Raw genomic sequence first — 18,785 nt, forward strand, 5'->3', positions numbered from 1 at the left:
CGCACGGCACGGGCGCCAAGAGGCACCCTAGCCGTAGCGCCGCGTCGAACGGCAAGTCGGTCCCGACGACCGGACGGACCGACCGTGGACCTGGGAGTGACGGCCGTCACCCCGGGGTGCGGGGAGACAACCGTCGGAGAGTCTAACCGTGGGGCGCTGCCGGACGGACCACGGGTCGTGCGGGAGGACCTCCCCAGACGCGGACAGGGCCGACGGCGCGTGCGCGCCACCGGCCCTGTCCGGGGGTGTCAGTCCTCCGAGACCGAACCGCCGGCCGCGAGGATCTTCTCGCGGGCCGAGCCCGAGAGGGCGTCGACCGCGACCTCGAGCTTGACGGTGATCTCGCCCGTGCCCAGCACCTTCACGAGCTGGCCCTTGCGGACCGCGCCCTTCGCGACGAGGTCCTCGACGGTGACCTGGCCACCCTCGGGGTACAGCGCCGCGAGCTTGTCCAGGTTCACGACCTGGTACTCGGTGCGGAACGGGTTCTTGAACCCGCGCAGCTTCGGGAGGCGCATGTGCAGAGGCATCTGCCCGCCCTCGAAGCGCTCGGGAACCTGGTAACGAGCCTTCGTACCCTTGGTACCGCGGCCCGCCGTCTTACCCTTCGACGCCTCACCACGACCCACGCGGGTCTTGGCCTTCTTGGCGCCGGGAGCCGGACGCAGGTGGTGGATCTTGAGCGTGCCGCCGGCACCCTCGGTCTGCTTGCCGGACTGCGCGGCCTCCGCCTTGGCGGGAGCCTTCGCAGCGGCCTTCTTCTTCGGAGCCTCGGCGGTCTCCTTGGTGGCCTTCTCAGCCATGGTCACTCGACCTCCTCAACGGTGACGAGGTGCGCCACCGTCGCGACCATGCCGCGGATCTCCGGGCGGTCCTCCTTCACGGCGGTGTCGCCGATCCGCTTGAGGCCCAGAGTGCGCAGCGTGTCGCGCTGGTTCTGCTTGCCGCCGATGGCGGACTTCGTCTGGGTCACCTTGAGCCTGGCCATCAGGCGTTCACCCCCGCAGCACGGGCACGCAGGAGCGCGGCCGGGGCCACGTCCTCGAGCGGGAGACCACGGCGCGCGGCGACAGCCTCGGGCTGCTCCAGGTTGCGCAGTGCCTCGACGGTCGCGTGCACGATGTTGATCGCGTTGGACGAGCCGAGCGACTTGCTCAGCACGTCGTGGATGCCCGCGCACTCCAGCACGGCGCGCACCGGACCACCGGCGATCACACCGGTACCGGGAGCGGCCGGACGGAGGAACACGACGCCGGCGGCGGCCTCACCCTGGATGGGGTGCGGGATGGTGCCCTGGATGCGCGGGACCTTGAAGAAGTTCTTCTTGGCCTCCTCGACACCCTTGGCGATCGCCGCGGGCACCTCCTTCGCCTTGCCGTAGCCGACACCGACGGTGCCGTCGCCGTCGCCCACCACGACCAGCGCGGTGAAGCTGAAGCGGCGGCCGCCCTTGACGACCTTGGCGACGCGGTTGATGGTGACGACGCGCTCGACGAAGGCGTTCTTCTCGGCTGCGTCGCCACGGCGACCGTCGCGACGGTCACCACGACGGTCGTCGCGGCGCCCCCCGCGCGCGTTCTGGTCGCTCGACTCGTTGGCGGCACCCGTGGGGGCGCCGGTGTTGCTGCGCTGCCCTGCAGCCATCAGAGAATCCTTTGCTTCCGTGTGGGGATGGTCGGCGTCGTCACAGGGACAGACCGCCCTCGCGGGCGCCGTCGGCGACCGCAGCGACCCGACCGTGGTACTTGTTGCCGCCACGGTCGAAGACGACGGCGTCGACACCCTTGGCCTTCGCACGCTCGGCGACGAGCTCGCCGACCTTGCGGGCCTTGGCGCTCTTGTCGCCGTCGAGCGCACGCAGGTCCGCCTCGAGCGAGGAGGCCGACGCGAGCGTCTGACCGATCGTGTCGTCCACGACCTGGGCCGTGATGTGGCGCGTGGAGCGCGTCACCACGAGGCGCGGACGAGCGGCGGTCCCCTTGATCTTCTTGCGCAGGCGCAGGTGGCGGCGCTGACGCGCGACAGCCTTGCCCTTGCCGAGAACCTTCAGAGCCATCGTTACTTACCAGCCTTTCCGACCTTGCGGCGGACGACCTCGCCGGCGTAACGCACACCCTTGCCCTTGTACGGCTCGGGCTTGCGGATCTTGCGGATGTTCGCTGCGACCTCGCCGACCTGCTGCTTGTCGATGCCGGAGACCGAGAACTTCGTCGGGCTCTCGACCGCGAACGCGATGCCCGCGGGCGGCGTCACGACGACCGGGTGGCTGAAGCCGAGGGCGAACTCGAGGTCCGAGCCCTTGGCCGTCACGCGGTAACCGGTGCCGACGATCTCGAGCTTCTTCTCGTAGCCCTGCGTGACGCCCTCGACGATGTTCGCCAGGAGGGTGCGCGTGAGGCCGTGCAGCGCGCGGGACTCGCGCTCGTCGTCAGGGCGCGTCACCACGAGGGTGCCGTCCTCCTGAGCGACCTGGATGGGGGCGGGCACGTTGTGCTCGAGCGAGCCCTTGGGGCCCTTCACGGTCACGAGCGCGCCGCTGATGGTGACGTCCACTCCGGCGGGAACCGGAACGGGGATCTTGCCGATTCGAGACATGGCGTATCTCCTTTCCGGATTACCAGACGTAGGCGAGGACTTCGCCGCCCACGCCCTTCGTGGCGGCCTGCTTGTCGGTGAGCAGGCCGGAGGACGTGGACAGGATCGCCACGCCCAGGCCGCCGAGAACCTTCGGCAGCTCGGTGGACTTGACGTACTTGCGCAGGCCCGGCTTGGACACGCGGCGCACGCCGGCGAGGCTGCGCTCACGGTTCGGGCCGAACTTCAGCTGGATGGTGAGGTTCTTGCCCACCTTCGCGTCCTCGACGCTCCAGCCGGTGATGTAGCCCTCCGCCTGGAGGATCTCGGCAATGTGCGACTTCAGCTTCGAGTACGGCATGGTCACCGTCTCGTGGTAAGCCGAGTTCGCGTTCCGCAGACGCGTCAGCATGTCTGCGATCGGGTCGGTCATCGTCATCGGGCTCTAGCCCTTCCTCGACGTGGTATCCGGGCGGGGACGCGTCGTGCGACACGCCCCGCCAGGACCTACGACGTAGTTGTTACCAGCTGCTCTTGGTGACGCCCGGAAGCTCACCACGGTGGGCCATCTCGCGCACGCAGATGCGGCACAGGCCGAACTTGCGGTACACGGAGTGCGGGCGACCGCACTTCTGGCACCGGGTGTAGGCGCGGACCGCGAACTTGGGCTTGGCGGCCGCCTTGTTGATCAGGGCCTTCTTCGCCATGTCAGTTCTCCTTGAAGGGGAAGCCGAGACGGCGCAGCAGGGAGCGGCCCTCGTCATCGGTCGTCGCCGTGGTCACGATCGTGATGTCCATACCGCGGACACGGTCGATCTTGTCCTGGTCGATCTCGTGGAACATCGACTGCTCCGTGAGGCCGAACGTGTAGTTGCCGTGCCCGTCGAACTGCTTGGGCGACAGGCCGCGGAAGTCGCGGATGCGCGGCAGGGCGATCGACAGGAGACGGTCCAGGAACTCCCACATGCGGTCGCCGCGCAGCGTGACGTGCGCGCCGATCGGCATGCCCTCGCGCAGCTTGAACTGCGCGATGGACTTGCGGGCCTTGGTCACCTGCGGCTTCTGGCCGGTGATCGCGGACAGGTCGCGGATGGCGCCCTCGATGAGCTTCGAGTCCTTGGCGGCGTCACCGACACCCATGTTCACGACGATCTTCGTGACGCGGGCGACCTGGTTGACGTTCTCGTGCCCGAACTCCTCGCGCAGACCGGAGACGATCTCCTCGCGGTAGCGCTGCTTCAGACGGGGCACCTCGGGGGCGACGATCTCGGTGCTCATCAGATGTCCTTCCCGGAGCGCTTGGCGACACGCACGCGCACGGTGCGCTTGCGGCCGTCACGCTCGACCTCTTCGGTGCGGTACCCGACGCGGGTGCCCTTCTTGGTCTCCGGGTCGACGACCATCACGTTGCTGATGTGGATCGGGGCCTCGACGGTCTCGATCCCACCGGTCCGCGTGCCGCGCTGCGACTGGCCGACCTTGGTGTGCTTGGTGACGCGCTGGACGCCCTCGACGATGACGCGGTCACGGTCGGTGAGCACCTCGAGGACGCGGCCCTGCTTGCCCTTGTCCTTGCCGGCGATGACGACGACGAGGTCGCCCTTCTTGATCTTGGCCATGGTCAGAGCACCTCCGGAGCCAGCGAGATGATCTTCATGAACCGCTTGTCGCGCAGCTCGCGCCCGACCGGGCCGAAGATGCGCGTCCCGCGCGGCTCGCCGTCGTTCTTGAGGATCACGGCGGCGTTCTCGTCGAACTTGATGTAGGAACCGTCCGGACGACGGCGCTCCTTGGCGGTGCGGACGACGACGGCCTTGACGACGTCGCCCTTCTTCACGTTGCCGCCCGGGATCGCGTCCTTGACGGTTGCGACGATGACGTCGCCGATTCCGGCGTAGCGACGGCCCGAGCCACCGAGAACGCGGATGCAGAGAATCTCCTTGGCACCCGTGTTGTCGGCGACACGAAGTCGCGACTCCTGCTGGATCATGTAATGAACTCCTGTCGTCGAGCCGGTTCTCGCGCGGGGCGAGCCTTGCCGAACGGATAGCTGTCAGTGCCGGGTCCCTCGCGGGTGAACCGGCCAGACCGGGCGGTGGACCCGCCCGACCTGTCCTCACTGGTTGCCGCACCGCGGTGCGGCACGAGAGCGGTCGTGACGAGCGGGCCGGGGCCCGCCCGTCACGACCGGTGGATCACTTGGCCTTCTCGAGGATCTCCGCGAGGCGCCACCGCTTGGTCGCGGACAGCGGGCGGGTCTCCATGATGAGCACCAGGTCGCCCACGCCGGCAGAGTTCTGCTCGTCGTGCGCCTTGACCTTGCTCGTGCGGCGGATGACCTTGCCGTAGAGCGGGTGCTTGACCCGGTCCTCGACCTCGACCACCACGGTCTTGTCCATCTTGTCGCTCACGACGTAGCCGCGGCGCGTCTTGCGGTTCGCGCGCTCCTCGGCCGCCTCGGGCGCGTTCGTTGCGTTCTCGCTCATTCCAGCCTCACTCACTCGGCGCTCGGCGCGGTACGGATGCCGAGCTCGCGCTCACGCAGGATCGTGTAGATCCGCGCGATGTCGCGGCGGACGGCCTTGAGGCGCCCGTGGCTCTCCAGCTGGCCGGTGGCCGACTGGAAACGGAGGTTGAAGAGCTCCTCCTTGACCTTCTTGAGCTCGGCGACGAGCGTCTCGTCGTCCATGGCGTCGAGGTCGACGGGGGCGAGCCCCTTCGTTCCGATTGCCATCAGTTGCCACCACCCTCGCGCACCACGAAACGGCACTTCATCGGGAGCTTGTGGATCGCGCGGCGCATCGCCTCACGAGCCAGGTCCTCCGGGACACCCGCCAGCTCGAAGACGATCCGGCCGGGCTTGACATTGGCGACCCACCACTCGGGCGAACCCTTACCGGAACCCATGCGGGTCTCGGCAGGCTTCTTGGTCAGGGGACGGTCCGGGTAGATGTTGATCCAGACCTTTCCGCCACGCTTGATGTGGCGGGTCATCGCGATACGAGCAGCCTCGATCTGGCGGTTCGTCACGTACGCCGGCTCGAGAGCCTGGATGCCGTACTCGCCGAACGCGATCTGCGTGCCACCCTTCGCCGCGCCGGAGCGCGACGGGTGGTGCTGCTTGCGGTGCTTGAGCCTGCGCGGGATCAGCATGACTCAGGCCTCCGTTCCGGTCTCAGGGGCCTTCGCCTCCGCGGCAGGAGCGGACTGCTCAGCCGCGGCAGGCGCCTCGGACCCGGAGGTCCGCTCGCCCGAACGCTCGGGACGACGGCCACCACCACGACGGTCGCCGCCACGCTCACCGCGTGGGCCACCACGGCCCTGGCGCGGAGCGGCCGAGGCCTGCTGCGCGGCGTACTCCTTCTCGGTGACGTCGCCCTTGTAGATCCAGACCTTCACGCCGATGCGGCCGAAGGTCGTGCGGGCCTCGAAGAAGCCGTAGTCGATGTACGCACGGAGCGTGTGCAGCGGCACACGACCCTCGCGGTAGAACTCCGAGCGGGACATCTCGGCGCCGCCGAGACGACCCGAGACGGAGACGCGGATGCCCTTCGCGCCGGCGCGCTGCGCGGACTGGATGCCCTTGCGCATGGCACGACGGAACGAGACGCGGCTCGCGAGCTGCTCGGCGATGCCCTGAGCGACGAGCTGCGCGTCGGTCTCGGCGTTCTTCACCTCGAGGATGTTGAGCTGCACCTGCTTGCCGGTGAGCTTCTCCAGCTCGCCGCGGATGCGGTCCGCCTCGGCGCCACGGCGACCGATGACGATGCCCGGGCGCGCCGTGTGGATGTCCACGCGGACACGGTCACGGGTGCGCTCGATCTCGACCTTGGAGATGCCCGCGCGCTCGAGACCGGTGCTCATGAGCTTGCGGATCTGGACGTCCTCGCGGACGTAGTCGCGGTACCGCTGTCCGGGCTTGGTGCTGTCGGCGAACCAGCGCGACCGGTGGTCGGTGGTGATGCCGAGGCGGTACCCGTGCGGGTGAACCTTCTGTCCCACTATCGGGCACTTCCCTTCGTGTTCTCACGCGGAGCGACGACCACGGTGATGTGGCTGGTGCGCTTGAGGATGCGGTTCGCACGGCCCTGGGCACGGGGGCGGAAACGCTTGAGGGTCGGGCCCTCGTCGACGAACGCCTCACGCACGACGAGCTCCTGCTCCTCGAACGCCTCGCTCGCGCGGTCGGCCTTCACCCGGGCGTTGGCGATGGCGCTCTCCACGACCTTGCGGACGGGCTCGCTCGCCGCCTGCGGTGCGAACTTCAGCACCGCGACGGCCTCGGAGGCCTGCTTGCCACGGATGAGGTCCACGACGCGCCGGGCCTTCTGGGGCGTGACACGGACGAACCGCGCCTGCGCCTTGGCTTCCATTGCTGTCCTGCCTTCTTGTCTCTTGACCGTCCAGGTCGTCACCAGACTGACCCGGGGGTCAGCGGCGACGACCCTTCTTGTCGTCCTTCACGTGGCCGCGGAAGGTCCGCGTGGGAGCGAACTCGCCGAGCTTGTGGCCGACCATCGACTCGGTGACGAACACCGGCGTGTGCTTGCGACCGTCGTGCACGGCGAACGTGTGACCGAGGAAGTCGGGCGTGATGACCGACCGACGGGACCAGGTCTTGATGACGTTCTTGGTCCCCTTCTCGTTCTGAGCGTCCACCTTCTTCTGCAGGTGGTCGTCGACGAAGGGGCCCTTCTTCAGGCTACGAGGCATGTCTCCAGGCTCCTATCAGCGCTTCTTGCCGGTACGGCGACGACGCACGATCAGCTTGTCGCTCGGCTTGTTCGGACGGCGGGTACGACCCTCCGGCTGGCCCCACGGGCTCACCGGGTGGCGACCACCGGAGGTCTTGCCCTCACCACCACCGTGCGGGTGGTCGATCGGGTTCATGGCGACACCACGGACGGTCGGGCGCTTGCCCTTCCAGCGCATGCGGCCGGCCTTGCCCCAGTTGATGTTCGACTGCTCGGCGTTGCCCACCTCGCCGACCGTCGCGCGGCAGCGCAGGTCGACGTTGCGGATCTCGCCGGAGGGCATGCGCAGCTGCGCGTACGGCCCGTCCTTGGCGACGAGCTGCACGGACGCACCGGCCGAGCGGGCGATCTTCGCGCCGCCACCGGGCTTCAGCTCGATGGCGTGGATGACCGTACCGGTCGGGATGTTGCGCAGCGGCAGGTTGTTGCCGGGCTTGATGTCCGCGCCCGCACCGTTCTCGACGACGTCGCCCTGCTTGAGCTTCGCCGGCGCGATGATGTAGCGCTTCTCGCCGTCCGCGTAGTGCAGGAGCGCGATGCGCGCCGTGCGGTTGGGGTCGTACTCGATGTGCGCGACCTTGGCGGGCACGCCGTCCTTGTCGTGGCGACGGAAGTCGATCACGCGGTACGCACGCTTGTGGCCACCACCCTTGTGACGGGTGGTGATCCGGCCGGAGCTGTTGCGGCCGCCGCTCTTGGAGAGCGGGCGGACCAGAGACTTCTCCGGCTGCGAGCGCGTGATCTCGGCGAAGTCGGCGACGCTCGAGCCGCGGCGGCCGGGCGTCGTCGGCTTGTACTTACGGATTCCCATGGGGATCTGTCCTCAATCTGCTCTCGTCGGCTCAGCCGAAGATGTCGATCGTGCCCTCGCGGAGGGTGACGATCGCACGCTTGGTGTCCTTGCGCTTGCCCAGGCCGAAACGCGTGCGACGCGTCTTGCCCTTGCGGTTGATCGTGTTCACCGAGGCGACCTTGACCGAGAAGATCTGCTCGACGGCGATCTTGATCTCGGTCTTGTTGGCCCGCGGGTCGACGACGAACGTGTACTTGCCCTCGTCGAGCAGTCCGTAGCTCTTCTCGGAGACGACCGGCGCGAGGATCACGTCGCGGGGGTCCTTGGTCACGGTGGTCACTTCGCGGCCTCCTCGGCAGCAGTCTCGTCCGCCTCGGTGGAGGTGGCGACGGCCTTCGCGGAGCGACCCGTGGCCGGGCCCGCCAGGAACGCGTCGAGCGCGCCCTGCGTGAAGACGACGTCGTCGGAGACGAGCACGTCGTAGGTGTTGAGCTGGTCGGCCACCAGGAGGTGAACCTGCTCGACGTTCCGCAGCGACTTGATCGTCAGCTCGTCGCCACGCTCGGTGACGACGAGGACGTGCTTGCGCTCGGAGAGCTTGGCGAGCGTCGAGACGGCGGTCTTGGTCGACGGCAGGCCGTCGACGCCGAAGCCGGTCACGACGTGGACGCGGCCGTTGCGGGCGCGGTCCGAGAGGGCACCGCGGAGCGCGGCGGCCTTCATCTTCTTGGGCGTCCGCTGGTCGTACGAGCGCGGCGTCGGGCCGTGGACGATGCCACCCCCGGCGAACTGCGGCGCACGGGTCGAACCCTGGCGGGCGCGGCCGGTGCCCTTCTGCTTGTACGGCTTGCGACCACCACCGCGGACCTCGCCGCGGCTCTTGGTGTCGTGGGTGCCCTGGCGTGCAGCGGCACGCTGGGCGACGACGACCTGGTGGATCAGCGGGACGTTGAGCTCGACGTCGAACACCTCGGCGGGGAGCTCGGCGGTGCCGGCCTTCTTGCCCTTGGGGTCCAGCACGTCAACGGTCAGAGCGGACATGGTGTTCACGCTCCCTTCGCGGCGCTGCGCACGAGGACGACGCCGCCCTTGGGGCCGGGAACCGCGCCCTTGACGAGCAGCAGACCCTTCTCGGCGTCGACCGCGTGGACGGTCAGGTTCTGGGTGGTCTGGCGGGCGTTGCCCATGCGACCGGCCATGCGCAGGCCCTTGAACACGCGCGACGGGGTCGAGGCCCCACCGATCGAGCCCGGCTTGCGGTGGTTGCGGTGCGCACCGTGCGAGGCGCCCACGCCGGAGAAGCCGTGGCGCTTCATGACACCGGCGGTGCCCTTGCCCTTGGTCGTGCCCACGACGTCGACCACGGCGCCGGCCTCGAAGGCCTCCGCGGTGATCTCCTGGCCGAGCGAGTACTCGGCGGCGTCGGTGGTGCGGACCTCGGCGACGTGGCGACGCGGCGTGACGCCGGCCTTCTCGAAGTGCCCCTTGAGCGGCTTCGTGACCTTGCGCGGGTCGATCTGGCCGTAGGCGAGCTGCACGGCGGCGTACCCGTCGGCGTCCGCCGTGCGCACCTGCGTCACGACGTTCGTGCCGACGGCGACGACGGTCACGGGCACGAGGCGACCGGCCTCGTCCCAGAGCTGCGTCATCCCGAGCTTCGTGCCGAGCACCGCGGTGACCGGACGCGCGTTCTGCTGGGGAATAGTCATGATGTCCTCCAGCCTCAGAGCTTGATCTCGATGTTCACGTCCGCAGGCAGGTCGAGACGCATGAGCGAGTCGACGGCCTTCGGCGTGGGATCGATGATGTCGATCAGCCGCTTGTGCGTGCGCATCTCGAAGTGCTCGCGGCTGTCCTTGTACTTGTGAGGCGACCGGATGACGCAGAAGACGTTCTTCTCCGTCGGCAGCGGCACCGGACCCACGACCGTTGCACCAGCGCGCGTCACCGTGTCGACGATCTTGCGCGCCGAGCTGTCGATGACCTCGTGGTCGTAGGACTTGAGCCGGATGCGGATCTTCTGTCCCGCCATGGCGTCGTCTGACTCTCTCTCTCGAACCGCTAGCTGTCCGACCCCCGCGCTCGGGCGTGTCGCGTAGTCGCGACGCACCTGGGCGCACACGCCGAAGGCGTAGGGCCGTTGGATATGTGAACCACCGTCCGCACCGTGCTGACGCACGGGACAGCGGACCGGATCACAACGTTTGTGCGAGCCTGGCCGGAACGTGTGTTCCGCGGGGCGCTCGACCCATGTCGACACAGAGAGCTCAACCCGCAGACCCGGGTCAGGAACCCGGGGCCCTGGTCCTCTGCACGAGGACCGGTTCAACACACTGTTCGACACATGAAAGAGCGCGCCCGTAACAGGCAACCTGAACAGTCTGCCACACGAACGGTGCGCAGGCCAAGTCGAGACCGGCCGGCAGGCTGTGACGGTCACCGCACGAACGGTCACCGCAGGCCGAAGGCCCGGCCCCCGAGGGGACCGGGCCTTCGACGAGTGCTGCGGAGGCAGCGTCAGATCACTTGAGGATCTTGGTGACGCGGCCCGAGCCCACGGTGCGGCCACCCTCACGGATGGCGAAGCCGAGGCCCTCCTCCATGGCGATCGGCTGGATGAGCTCGACCGTCATCTCGGTGTTGTCGCCGGGCATGACCATCTCGGTGCCCTCGGGCAGCGTGATGACGCCGGTGACGTCCGTCGTGCGGAAGTAGAACTGCGGACGGTAGTTCGAGTAGAACGGGTTGTGACGGCCGCCCTCGTCCTTGCCCAGGATGTAGACCTGCGCCTCGAAGTTCGTGTGCGGGGTGATCGAACCCGGCTTCACGACGACCTGGCCGCGCTCGACGTCCTCGCGCTTGATGCCGCGCAGGAGGAGACCGGTGTTGTCGCCGGCCTGCGCCTGGTCCATCTGCTTGTGGAACGTCTCGATGCCCGTGACCGTGGTCTTCTGGGGCGCGCGGATGCCGACGATCTCGACGTCCGAGTTGAGGTCGAGCGTGCCACGCTCCACCTTGCCGGTGACGACGGTGCCACGACCGGTGATCGTGAAGACGTCCTCGACGGGCATGAGGAACGGCTTGTCGAGCTCGCGGACGGGCTCCGGGACGTTCTCGTCCACGGCCTCCATGAGCTCGATGACCTTCGCGGTCCACTCGGGGTCGCCCTCGAGCGCCTTGAGGCCGGAGACGCGCACGACGGGAGCGTCGTCGCCGTCGTAGCCCTGGCCCGAGAGGAGCTCACGGACCTCCATCTCGACGAGCTCGAGGATCTCCTCGTCGTCGACCATGTCGGACTTGTTCAGCGCGACGAGCAGGTACGGCACGCCGACCTGGCGCGCGAGCAGGACGTGCTCACGCGTCTGGGCCATCGGGCCGTCGGTCGCGGCGACCACCAGGATCGCGCCGTCCATCTGGGCGGCACCGGTGATCATGTTCTTGATGTAGTCGGCGTGACCCGGGGCGTCGACGTGCGCGTAGTGGCGCTTCGGCGTCTCGTACTCGATGTGCGCGATGTTGATCGTGATACCGCGCTGCTTCTCCTCGGGAGCCGCGTCGATCTCGTCGAAGTTGCGCTGCACGTTCGCCGGCAGGTCCGGGTACGTGTCCGCGAGCGTCTTCGAGATGGCCGCCGTCAGCGTCGTCTTACCGTGGTCGACGTGACCGATGGTGCCGATGTTGACGTGCGGCTTGGTCCGCTCGAACTTGGCCTTAGCCACTGGGGTCCTCCTGGGACTTGGGTAGATGTGCCGAACGTTGCGAATGTCGACCGAAAGATCCTACATCCGCGGGGCGTTGCGGTTTCCTACAGGTTGATGGTTGTGCGGGTCTTCGACCTGTGGGGACTCACTCGCCCCGGGTCTTCTTGATGATCTCTTCGGCAACGTTCCGAGGAACCTCGGCGTAGCTGTCGAACTGCATCGAGTACACGGCGCGACCCTGGGTCTTGGACCGGAGGTCACCGATGTACCCGAACATCTCTGACAACGGTACGTGGGCCCGGACGACCTTCACACCCGTCGCGTCCTCCATGGACTGGATCATTCCACGACGTGAGTTCAGGTCGCCGATGACGTCGCCCATGTACTCCTCGGGCGTACGCACCTCGACCGCCATCACCGGCTCCAGCAGAACCGGGTCCGCCCGCTTGACGCCCTCCTTGAGGACCATCGAGCCGGCGATCTTGAACGCCATCTCCGAGGAGTCGACCTCGTGGTAGGCGCCGTCGAGCAGCGTCGCCTTGACCCCGACCAGCGGGAAGCCGGCGAGCACGCCGAGCTCCATCGCGGACTGGATACCGGCGTCGACGCTCGGGATGTACTCACGCGGGATGCGACCACCGGTGACGGCGTTGGCGAACTCGTAGAGCTCGCCCTCGGCCGTGTCGAGCGGCTCGAAGGTCACCTGGACCTTCGCGAACTGCCCGGAACCACCGGTCTGCTTCTTGTGCGTGTAGTCGATCTTCTCCGCCTTGCGGCGGATCGTCTCGCGGTACGCGACCTGCGGCTTGCCGACGTTGGCCTCGACCTTGAACTCGCGACGCATGCGGTCGACGAGGATGTCGAGGTGGAGCTCGCCCATGCCGCCGATGACGGTCTGGCCGGTCTCGTCGTCCAGCTTGACGCGGAACGTCGGGTCCTCCTCGGCGAGCTTCTGGATCGCCGTCGAGAGCTTCTCCTGGTCGGCCTTCGTCTTCGGCTCGATCGCCACGTCGATGACGGGCTCGGGGAAGGTCATCGACTCGAGGATCACGGGCGCGTCGAGCGCGCTCAGCGTGTCACCCGTCGTGACGTCCTTGAGGCCGATGAACGCGTAGATGTGCCCCGCGCTCGCCTCGTCGACCGGGTTCTCCTTGTTGGAGTGCATCTGGAAGAGCTTCCCGATGCGCTCCTTCTTGCCCTTGGTCGAGTTGAGCACCTGGGCACCCTGCGCGACCTTGCCCGAGTAGACGCGGACGTAGGTGAGCTTGCCGAAGAACGGGTGCGACGCGACCTTGAACGCGAGCGCGGAGAAGGGCTCCGTGGCGTCGGGGTGACGCTCGACGACCTTCTCCTCGTCCTTGACGTCGTGACCCTCGATCGCGGGGACGTCGAGCGGCGACGGCAGGTAGTCGATGACCGCGTCGAGCATGGGCTGCACGCCCTTGTTCTTGAACGCGGACCCGCACAGGACCGGGAAGGCCTCGCCGGCGATGACGAGCTTGCGGATCCCGGACTTGATCTCCGCGATCGTCAGCTCCTCGCCACCGAGGTACTTCTCGAGCAGCTCCTCGTCGGCCTCCGCGACGGCCTCGATGAGCTCGCTGCGGTACTGCTCGGCCTTCTCGACGAGGTCGGCCGGGATCTCCTCGGTGTCGTACGCCTCGCCGAGCTTGGTCTCCCCGTGCCAGACGAGGGCCTTCATCTCCAGCAGGTCGACGACGCCGGTGAAGTCGTTCTCCGAGCCGATCGGGAGCTGGATGACCAGCGGCTTCGCCTTGAGGCGGTTGATGATCGTGTCGACGGTGAAGTAGAAGTCCGCGCCGAGCTTGTCCATCTTGTTGACGAAGCAGATGCGCGGGACGTTGTACTTGTCCGCCTGGCGCCACACCGTCTCCGACTGCGGCTCCACGCCCTCCTTGCCGTCGAAGACGGCGACGGCGCCGTCGAGCACGCGCAGGGAGCGCTCGACCTCGACCGTGAAGTCGACGTGGCCGGGCGTGTCGATGATGTTGATCTGGTTGTTCTTCCAGTAGCAGGTCGTCGCGGCCGACGTGATCGTGATGCCGCGCTCCTGCTCCTGCTCCATCCAGTCCATCGTCGACGCGCCGTCGTGCGTCTCACCGATCTTGTAGTTCACACCCGTGTAGAACAGGATGCGCTCGGTGGTCGTGGTCTTCCCGGCATCGATGTGGGCCATGATGCCGATGTTGCGGACCTTGTTCAGGTCGGTCAGCACGTCAAGTGCCACGGTCTGTTTCCCTCGCTAGGTGGGTTGAGTCGGGGGCGCTGCTCGGACCGGGGTGGCCGGCCGGAGACCCGCCGACGGCCCCGGGGACCCTGAGGTCCCCGAGGCCGGTCGGGCGGACTACCAGCGGTAGTGGGCGAAGGCCTTGTTGGACTCCGCCATCTTGTGCATGTCCTCGCGACGCTTGACCGCGGCACCGAGGCCGTTGCTCGCGTCGAGGATCTCGTTCATGAGGCGCTCGGTCATGGTCTTCTCGCGACGGGCGCGCGAGTAGTCCGTGAGCCAGCGCAGCGCGAGGGTCGTGGCGCGCGCGGGGCGCACCTCGACGGGGACCTGGTAGGTCGCACCACCGACGCGGCGCGAGCGGACCTCGAGCGCGGGGCGGACGTTCTCGAGCGCACGCTTGAGGACGACGACCGGGTCGCCGTCGGTCTTCGCCCGGACGCCCTCGAGGGCGCCGTAGACGATCGACTCGGCGGTGGACTTCTTGCCGTCGAGCAGCACCTTGTTGATGAGCTGCGTGACGACGGGCGACCCGTAGACGGGGTCGACGATGAGCGGCCGCTTCGGGGCCGGGCCCTTGCGAGGCATCAGCTCTTCTCCTTCTTGGCGCCGTAGCGGCTGCGGGCCTGCTTGCGGTTCTTCACGCCCTGCGTGTCGAGCGCGCCGCGCACGATCTTGTAGCGCACACCCGGGAGGTCCTTCACACGACCGCCGCGCACGAGCACGATCGAGTGCTCCTGGAGGTTGTGGCCGACACCGGGGATGTAGGCCGTGACCTCGACCTGGGAGGAGAGCTTCACGCGAGCGACCTTGCGCAGCGCGGAGTTCGGCTTCTTCGGGGTGGTGGTGTACACGCGCGTGCACACACCGCGCCGCTGCGGGGAACCCTTGAGGGCGGGAGTCTTGGACTTCCCCGCCTTCGAGGTCCGCCCCTTGCGGACGAGCTGCTGGATCGTAGGCACTACGTCTCCGTGTCTTCTCGAGCTACCGGGGCTATCCCCGATGGTGGTCGTGCTGGCTGCTGGAGCCGATCGCACGAGGCACCCGCAGCGCGAGACACGCTGCAGCAGCCACCTACCACCGGCTCGATGGTCCGTCGCCCGCCGACGGGCACGAGGCGCCGCCAGGACCGGGATCCGGAGTGCCCGGGCACTCACATCGGCCCGTCCGGAACCCGCTGCGCGGAGGTGGGAGCGATCGCTCGCTGACACCGCCCCGCCAGGGACATCACGGAGGGCCCGACGGCGCGGGCACGGTTCACCAGGCTACCACAGTAGGCGGACTGACGCGCGGCCTGAGGGCGGGAACGCTCCGGCCCGCGCCGCTCACCGGTCCTTGGCGTAGAGGAAGAGGTGTCGCTCGCGAGTCATCGACAGCCCGATCACCGTACCGAGCAGCGCGCCGAGCCCTGCCGGGATCGCGACGCGGGCACCGAGCACCACGGCGAGCAGAAGGTCACCGGAGGGTCCGAGGACGAGCATCGCCGTGGCCATGCACACCACGAGAGGTGGGAGGACCCAAGCCGTCGCCTCGAGGAGCGACACCGAACAGAGGTCGGACCTGCGGACGCGGTCGTGCAGGGCCGCTGCCAGCTCGACCCGGCGGGCACGGACGGCGGCGATCCCGAGCAGCAGGGCGAACACCCCGGCGACGACGCCGCCGAACCGGGTGATCCGGTCCGCGAACCGGGCATGCCCGTCGAACCTGGCGCCGAGCGAGGCGTTGAGCTGTCCGACGGCCGGGTCGTCCGTGCTCTCGTCGGCCGGCAACAAGGTCGAGAACAGGAGCGTCTGGAGCCGCTCGTCCTGTGGCCAGACATCCACCCAGCACTCGTCGAACACGGCCCGATCACCGCCGGGAAGCACCGCCAGGTACCCGAGCCCCGACCGTCGGCCATCGACCGGATAGGGAAAGACGCCTGCCACGCGGGTCGGGCCCCCCGTCGTCTCCAGCACACCTCCCCGGAGCCTCCCCAGGGTGCGGGCAGCGTCTTCCGAGAGCACCACCCCGCCTCCCCGGTCGACGTCGGCGTGGACCACGGAGAGAAAGCCGTCCGTCGCGTACCCCACCGGGAGCGGAGCCCCGGGGAGGCTGGACGCCGTCAGCTTCTCCTGCGGGAGCGCCAGGGCTCCCGCGGCTCGCACCCCGGAGACCTGGCCGAGCGCCTCGCAGCGCGCGCCGTCGACCCGCCCGCTCGCGACGATCGTCATCGTCGACCCTCCTGCCTCCCGGAAGGCCGCCGCGGCGCTCTCGATGCTGCGCACCGCGAGGAGATCGGCTCCGAGCAGCACCAGGCAGACCGCCCCGAGCACCGACGTGAGCAGCACGCTCCGCGTGGTCCCGCTGAGGACGTTGCGCCAGACCTCGCGCAGGATCGCCGGGAGCGTCATGTCGTGGCTCCGTCCCGGGCCTCGAACCTCGCGAGGTCGATGTGATCGGTGCAGGCGTCGCGCGTGTGCTCGTCGTGCGTGGCGACGACCACGATCGTCGCGTCGGTCGCGAGCCGCCTGATCGCGTCGTTGACGCGCCGCGCCGTCGGGAGGTCGAGCTGCGCGGTCGGCTCGTCGACGAGGAGGAGTCCCGGCCGACCGGCGATGGCGCGCGCGAGCATCAACCGCTGCGCCTCGCCTCCGGAGAGCCGCCGGAACTCCTGTGCCGCGACGGACGACAGCGCGAACCGTCCCAGGATCTCGGTCGCCTCGCGCTCGGCAGTGCGTGGGTCGAGCCCCGAGGCCAGAAGGGGGAGCGTGACATGGTCGAGGGCCGTCCGCCGGGGCGTGCCGTGCGGGTTCTGGAAGACCCATCCGACGTGGCCGATCCCCGCACGACGGATGGACCCCTCCGTCGGTTCGGACCATCCGGCGAGCAGGCTGAGGAGGGTGCTCTTGCCTGACCCGGAGGGACCGGTCAGGGCGTAGACGCGCCCGGGCTCGAGGCGAGCATCCAGGTGCCGGAACAACCACGGGCGGCCGGGGAACCGATGACCCAGATCATCGGTCTCTAGGTGCACGGCGTGCCTGGCGCCGGGTCCGTGTCCACGGTCGTGAGGGGGACCGGCCCGTCGACGACGACGAACGTCTGACCCAGCTGTGACCCGGCGATGCCTACCGTGCGCACCGCACCGTCGGACAGGACGCAGCCGCGACCGTCCGCTGCGCCGAACAGCGCGGACGGTGGGACGACCGACACCGTCTGCGGCGCAGCGAGCACGAGCTGGGCGGTCGGCGCACCGGCGCGGCCGGCGTCGCCGTCGTTGCTCGTCGGCTGGAGCGACGGCAGCGGGCTGAGCTGCACGAGTGCCGCAGGGTCGGAGACCGCGAGTGCGGCGTCGACGGAGACGCTCGTCCCGTCGACGACCAGAACGCGACCGCCGGGAACCAGCCCCTCGGGCGGCTCCGCGACGGCGACGCTCTCGAGGTCGCCCGGGACCGAGGCCACCGGGTCCCCCGCCGAGACCGTGCTCCCGACCGTCGCCAGGCACTCGTTGACCGACGTCGACGGCGCGGGCAGCCACACGATGCGGTCGATCGGCACGCGGTCGAGAGCACCGGTCTTCTCGCCCGCCTGCTCGTAGAGGTCGCGCAGGGCCCGGAGCGCGGCCCTCCGCAACGGCCCCTCTGCGTCGACCTGGTAGCCGAGGCGCGCCAGCTCGGTCTGGAGTGCGGTGACGTCCTCCCCCTCGTCCCCGATGGACAGGTCGCGCCACAACGGCACCGATGTCGCCAGGCCGACGAGCGGGGCGCCGTCCACCGTCAGCGCCGCCTTCCCCGACTCCATCGGCACACCGACCTTGCAGTGGGACGTCGTGACCCGGCCGGACGCCGGCGCGGTGAGCGCGAGGTCGTCGCCGCGCGACAGCCTCAGCTCGACCGGTCGCGGGTCGTCGAACTCCGCCTCTCCCACCGGGAAGTCGAGCGAGCGCTCAGGGGTGGCGACCGCCGACGGCGTCACCGGCGTCATGTACACGACGGCCCCGACCACGCCGAGCGCCGCGCACAGACATGCGCCCACGGCCGCGAGGCCGATCTTGGTCCACGAGGCCATCGACTACTGCTGCTGTTCCAGGATCCCCAGCGGGTCCACGGAGCACGACCGCAACGCCTCTTGGAGATCCGTCGGCAGTGCGCCGAACTCGACGAACCGACCCTCGTTGTCCCGGGTGTAGTCCTCGGCGTCGTAGTCGGCGGGCACGACGCCGGCCGTGACCAGGCACTGCGCGCCGATGGTCGCCCAGTCGAGGTTCTCGGGGTTGATCCGCATGATGTCGTACATGGACCCGACGGCATCCTCGCCGCTGGTGGCAGAACACTCGTCGATCAGCGCGTCGCTCTCCTCCGGGTTCGGCGCGGGCGAGGTGGAGAAACCACCGTCAGGGTTGTAGCCCTTGAACGTGATCCCCTTGCCGGCGAGGCACGCCGTGAAGAGCTCGACCATCTCAGCGTGCTCCGCGTCCGTGATCACGCTGTCGGCGAGGACACCGCGCGCGAAGTCCGAGTCCGTGTCCCGGTACGTCTGCGCGAACTCGGCGGCGTACGGGCCGGTGAACTCTGGCACGGGACCGTCGGTCGAGCCCGGCGGCACGTTCGCCGTCGCCCCGCCGTCCCCGCTACCGCCGCAGCCCCCGAGCACACCGACCATGATCATCGACGCCGTCACGATGACGGCTCGACCCACGTACCTACGCACACGCCCCCCAAAGAACAAACGTCAGAGAC

At 68.8% G+C, this 18,785-nt stretch carries 29 protein-coding genes; all 29 read right to left on the reverse strand.

What is annotated here, in order from left to right:
• Positions 1–248: 248 nt before the first annotated feature.
• The 29 genes from rplO to FIC82_RS16770 all read right to left on the reverse strand — a co-directional run bounded on the left by rplO (position 249) and on the right by FIC82_RS16770 (position 18,744).
• Positions 249–803 carry a 50S ribosomal protein L15 gene (rplO, locus tag FIC82_RS16630; RefSeq protein WP_154799239.1) on the reverse strand — a complete coding sequence of 185 codons (555 nt, stop codon included), beginning with the start codon at positions 801–803 and terminating at the stop codon, positions 249–251.
• A gap of 2 nt (positions 804–805) precedes the next feature.
• Positions 806–988: a 50S ribosomal protein L30 gene (gene rpmD / locus FIC82_RS16635; RefSeq protein ID WP_021480439.1), complete on the reverse strand. Its 183-nt coding sequence runs from the start codon at positions 986–988 to the stop codon at positions 806–808.
• Entirely contained in the window at positions 988–1,644 is a 657-nt protein-coding gene (gene rpsE / locus FIC82_RS16640) for a 30S ribosomal protein S5 (RefSeq protein ID WP_024840322.1), read from the reverse strand. Before rpsE ends, rpmD begins: the two co-directional genes overlap by 1 nt.
• Before the next feature lie 40 nt (positions 1,645–1,684).
• Entirely contained in the window at positions 1,685–2,056 is a 372-nt protein-coding gene (rplR, locus tag FIC82_RS16645) for a 50S ribosomal protein L18 (RefSeq protein WP_154799240.1), read from the reverse strand.
• A gap of 2 nt (positions 2,057–2,058) precedes the next feature.
• Complete coding sequence (gene rplF / locus FIC82_RS16650) at positions 2,059–2,595, reverse strand: 50S ribosomal protein L6 (protein WP_154799241.1); 537 nt, start codon at positions 2,593–2,595, stop codon at positions 2,059–2,061.
• Positions 2,596–2,614: 19 nt separating this feature from the next.
• A complete protein-coding gene (rpsH, locus tag FIC82_RS16655) occupies positions 2,615–3,013 on the reverse strand; it encodes a 30S ribosomal protein S8 (RefSeq protein WP_154799242.1) in 399 nt (132 codons plus the stop codon).
• A gap of 82 nt (positions 3,014–3,095) precedes the next feature.
• Positions 3,096–3,281, reverse strand: a complete 186-nt coding sequence (locus FIC82_RS16660) for a type Z 30S ribosomal protein S14 (RefSeq protein ID WP_021480434.1) — start codon at positions 3,279–3,281, stop codon at positions 3,096–3,098.
• A 1-nt stretch (position 3,282) separates the two neighbouring features.
• Entirely contained in the window at positions 3,283–3,852 is a 570-nt protein-coding gene (gene rplE, locus FIC82_RS16665; protein ID WP_047233817.1) for a 50S ribosomal protein L5, read from the reverse strand.
• On the reverse strand, positions 3,852–4,193 hold the full coding sequence (gene rplX / locus FIC82_RS16670) for a 50S ribosomal protein L24 (protein WP_021480432.1): 342 nt from the start codon (positions 4,191–4,193) through the stop codon (positions 3,852–3,854). The genes rplE and rplX overlap by 1 nt, the downstream gene beginning before the upstream one ends.
• Before the next feature lie 2 nt (positions 4,194–4,195).
• The gene (rplN, locus tag FIC82_RS16675) at positions 4,196–4,564 is read right to left on the reverse strand and encodes a 50S ribosomal protein L14 (protein WP_021480431.1); all 369 of its coding nucleotides are present in this window, start codon (positions 4,562–4,564) and stop codon (positions 4,196–4,198) included.
• A 205-nt stretch (positions 4,565–4,769) separates the two neighbouring features.
• The gene (gene rpsQ / locus FIC82_RS16680; protein ID WP_047233816.1) at positions 4,770–5,060 is read right to left on the reverse strand and encodes a 30S ribosomal protein S17; all 291 of its coding nucleotides are present in this window, start codon (positions 5,058–5,060) and stop codon (positions 4,770–4,772) included.
• Positions 5,061–5,071: 11 nt separating this feature from the next.
• Positions 5,072–5,308: a 50S ribosomal protein L29 gene (rpmC, locus tag FIC82_RS16685; protein WP_021480429.1), complete on the reverse strand. Its 237-nt coding sequence runs from the start codon at positions 5,306–5,308 to the stop codon at positions 5,072–5,074.
• Positions 5,308–5,727, reverse strand: a complete 420-nt coding sequence (gene rplP / locus FIC82_RS16690; protein ID WP_047233815.1) for a 50S ribosomal protein L16 — start codon at positions 5,725–5,727, stop codon at positions 5,308–5,310. Before rplP ends, rpmC begins: the two co-directional genes overlap by 1 nt.
• Before the next feature lie 3 nt (positions 5,728–5,730).
• Positions 5,731–6,576 (reverse strand): 30S ribosomal protein S3, encoded by an 846-nt coding sequence (gene rpsC / locus FIC82_RS16695; RefSeq protein WP_168732020.1) that lies wholly within the window; start codon positions 6,574–6,576, stop codon positions 5,731–5,733.
• On the reverse strand, positions 6,576–6,947 hold the full coding sequence (rplV, locus tag FIC82_RS16700) for a 50S ribosomal protein L22 (protein ID WP_021479879.1): 372 nt from the start codon (positions 6,945–6,947) through the stop codon (positions 6,576–6,578). Before rplV ends, rpsC begins: the two co-directional genes overlap by 1 nt.
• 58 nt (positions 6,948–7,005) lie before the next feature.
• Complete coding sequence (gene rpsS / locus FIC82_RS16705) at positions 7,006–7,287, reverse strand: 30S ribosomal protein S19 (protein WP_021479878.1); 282 nt, start codon at positions 7,285–7,287, stop codon at positions 7,006–7,008.
• Between the two features lie 15 nt (positions 7,288–7,302).
• Positions 7,303–8,139, reverse strand: coding sequence for a 50S ribosomal protein L2 (gene rplB, locus FIC82_RS16710; protein WP_087471313.1), 837 nt, complete (start codon positions 8,137–8,139; stop codon positions 7,303–7,305).
• A gap of 31 nt (positions 8,140–8,170) precedes the next feature.
• A complete protein-coding gene (rplW, locus tag FIC82_RS16715; RefSeq protein ID WP_021479876.1) occupies positions 8,171–8,461 on the reverse strand; it encodes a 50S ribosomal protein L23 in 291 nt (96 codons plus the stop codon).
• A complete protein-coding gene (gene rplD, locus FIC82_RS16720; protein WP_154799243.1) occupies positions 8,458–9,162 on the reverse strand; it encodes a 50S ribosomal protein L4 in 705 nt (234 codons plus the stop codon). The genes rplW and rplD overlap by 4 nt, the downstream gene beginning before the upstream one ends.
• A gap of 5 nt (positions 9,163–9,167) precedes the next feature.
• Positions 9,168–9,830: a 50S ribosomal protein L3 gene (rplC, locus tag FIC82_RS16725; RefSeq protein ID WP_047233811.1), complete on the reverse strand. Its 663-nt coding sequence runs from the start codon at positions 9,828–9,830 to the stop codon at positions 9,168–9,170.
• Positions 9,831–9,844: 14 nt separating this feature from the next.
• Complete coding sequence (gene rpsJ / locus FIC82_RS16730; RefSeq protein WP_012867945.1) at positions 9,845–10,153, reverse strand: 30S ribosomal protein S10; 309 nt, start codon at positions 10,151–10,153, stop codon at positions 9,845–9,847.
• A 490-nt stretch (positions 10,154–10,643) separates the two neighbouring features.
• Positions 10,644–11,840: an elongation factor Tu gene (gene tuf / locus FIC82_RS16735; RefSeq protein ID WP_168732021.1), complete on the reverse strand. Its 1,197-nt coding sequence runs from the start codon at positions 11,838–11,840 to the stop codon at positions 10,644–10,646.
• A 127-nt stretch (positions 11,841–11,967) separates the two neighbouring features.
• Positions 11,968–14,070: an elongation factor G gene (gene fusA / locus FIC82_RS16740; RefSeq protein WP_168732022.1), complete on the reverse strand. Its 2,103-nt coding sequence runs from the start codon at positions 14,068–14,070 to the stop codon at positions 11,968–11,970.
• A 117-nt stretch (positions 14,071–14,187) separates the two neighbouring features.
• The gene (gene rpsG / locus FIC82_RS16745) at positions 14,188–14,658 is read right to left on the reverse strand and encodes a 30S ribosomal protein S7 (protein ID WP_021479870.1); all 471 of its coding nucleotides are present in this window, start codon (positions 14,656–14,658) and stop codon (positions 14,188–14,190) included.
• Positions 14,658–15,032, reverse strand: a complete 375-nt coding sequence (rpsL, locus tag FIC82_RS16750; RefSeq protein ID WP_168732023.1) for a 30S ribosomal protein S12 — start codon at positions 15,030–15,032, stop codon at positions 14,658–14,660. Before rpsL ends, rpsG begins: the two co-directional genes overlap by 1 nt.
• A gap of 363 nt (positions 15,033–15,395) precedes the next feature.
• A complete protein-coding gene (locus tag FIC82_RS16755; RefSeq protein WP_154799244.1) occupies positions 15,396–16,460 on the reverse strand; it encodes a hypothetical protein in 1,065 nt (354 codons plus the stop codon).
• Positions 16,457–17,080 (reverse strand): ATP-binding cassette domain-containing protein, encoded by a 624-nt coding sequence (locus FIC82_RS16760; RefSeq protein WP_168732024.1) that lies wholly within the window; start codon positions 17,078–17,080, stop codon positions 16,457–16,459. The genes FIC82_RS16755 and FIC82_RS16760 overlap by 4 nt, the downstream gene beginning before the upstream one ends.
• Positions 17,071–18,114, reverse strand: a complete 1,044-nt coding sequence (locus FIC82_RS16765) for a peptidoglycan-binding domain-containing protein (protein ID WP_154799245.1) — start codon at positions 18,112–18,114, stop codon at positions 17,071–17,073. The genes FIC82_RS16760 and FIC82_RS16765 overlap by 10 nt, the downstream gene beginning before the upstream one ends.
• A 3-nt stretch (positions 18,115–18,117) precedes the next feature.
• Positions 18,118–18,744, reverse strand: a complete 627-nt coding sequence (locus FIC82_RS16770; protein ID WP_154799246.1) for a hypothetical protein — start codon at positions 18,742–18,744, stop codon at positions 18,118–18,120.
• Positions 18,745–18,785: the final 41 nt, after the last annotated feature.

The sequence above is a fragment of the Cellulosimicrobium protaetiae genome (assembly GCF_009708005.2).
GTDB lineage: Bacteria > Actinomycetota > Actinomycetes > Actinomycetales > Cellulomonadaceae > Cellulosimicrobium > Cellulosimicrobium protaetiae.

Bases quoted from the DNA above. Each gene is read 5' to 3' on its own strand.
- rplO (WP_154799239.1), bottom strand. From the start codon at position 803: ATGGCTGAGAAGGCCACCAAGGAGACCGCCGAGGCTCCGAAGAAGAAG.
- rpmD (WP_021480439.1), bottom strand. From the start codon at position 988: ATGGCCAGGCTCAAGGTGACCCAGACGAAGTCCGCCATCGGCGGCAAG.
- rpsE (WP_024840322.1), bottom strand. From the start codon at position 1,644: ATGGCTGCAGGGCAGCGCAGCAACACCGGCGCCCCCACGGGTGCCGCC.
- rplR (WP_154799240.1), bottom strand. From the start codon at position 2,056: ATGGCTCTGAAGGTTCTCGGCAAGGGCAAGGCTGTCGCGCGTCAGCGC.
- rplF (WP_154799241.1), bottom strand. From the start codon at position 2,595: ATGTCTCGAATCGGCAAGATCCCCGTTCCGGTTCCCGCCGGAGTGGAC.
- rpsH (WP_154799242.1), bottom strand. From the start codon at position 3,013: ATGACGATGACCGACCCGATCGCAGACATGCTGACGCGTCTGCGGAAC.
- FIC82_RS16660 (WP_021480434.1), bottom strand. From the start codon at position 3,281: ATGGCGAAGAAGGCCCTGATCAACAAGGCGGCCGCCAAGCCCAAGTTC.
- rplE (WP_047233817.1), bottom strand. From the start codon at position 3,852: ATGAGCACCGAGATCGTCGCCCCCGAGGTGCCCCGTCTGAAGCAGCGC.
- rplX (WP_021480432.1), bottom strand. From the start codon at position 4,193: ATGGCCAAGATCAAGAAGGGCGACCTCGTCGTCGTCATCGCCGGCAAG.
- rplN (WP_021480431.1), bottom strand. From the start codon at position 4,564: ATGATCCAGCAGGAGTCGCGACTTCGTGTCGCCGACAACACGGGTGCC.
- rpsQ (WP_047233816.1), bottom strand. From the start codon at position 5,060: ATGAGCGAGAACGCAACGAACGCGCCCGAGGCGGCCGAGGAGCGCGCG.
- rpmC (WP_021480429.1), bottom strand. From the start codon at position 5,308: ATGGCAATCGGAACGAAGGGGCTCGCCCCCGTCGACCTCGACGCCATG.
- rplP (WP_047233815.1), bottom strand. From the start codon at position 5,727: ATGCTGATCCCGCGCAGGCTCAAGCACCGCAAGCAGCACCACCCGTCG.
- rplV (WP_021479879.1), bottom strand. From the start codon at position 6,947: ATGGAAGCCAAGGCGCAGGCGCGGTTCGTCCGTGTCACGCCCCAGAAG.
- rpsS (WP_021479878.1), bottom strand. From the start codon at position 7,287: ATGCCTCGTAGCCTGAAGAAGGGCCCCTTCGTCGACGACCACCTGCAG.
- rplB (WP_087471313.1), bottom strand. From the start codon at position 8,139: ATGGGAATCCGTAAGTACAAGCCGACGACGCCCGGCCGCCGCGGCTCG.
- rplD (WP_154799243.1), bottom strand. From the start codon at position 9,162: ATGTCCGCTCTGACCGTTGACGTGCTGGACCCCAAGGGCAAGAAGGCC.
- rplC (WP_047233811.1), bottom strand. From the start codon at position 9,830: ATGACTATTCCCCAGCAGAACGCGCGTCCGGTCACCGCGGTGCTCGGC.
- rpsJ (WP_012867945.1), bottom strand. From the start codon at position 10,153: ATGGCGGGACAGAAGATCCGCATCCGGCTCAAGTCCTACGACCACGAG.
- rpsG (WP_021479870.1), bottom strand. From the start codon at position 14,658: ATGCCTCGCAAGGGCCCGGCCCCGAAGCGGCCGCTCATCGTCGACCCC.
- FIC82_RS16755 (WP_154799244.1), bottom strand. From the start codon at position 16,460: ATGACGCTCCCGGCGATCCTGCGCGAGGTCTGGCGCAACGTCCTCAGC.
- FIC82_RS16765 (WP_154799245.1), bottom strand. From the start codon at position 18,114: ATGGCCTCGTGGACCAAGATCGGCCTCGCGGCCGTGGGCGCATGTCTG.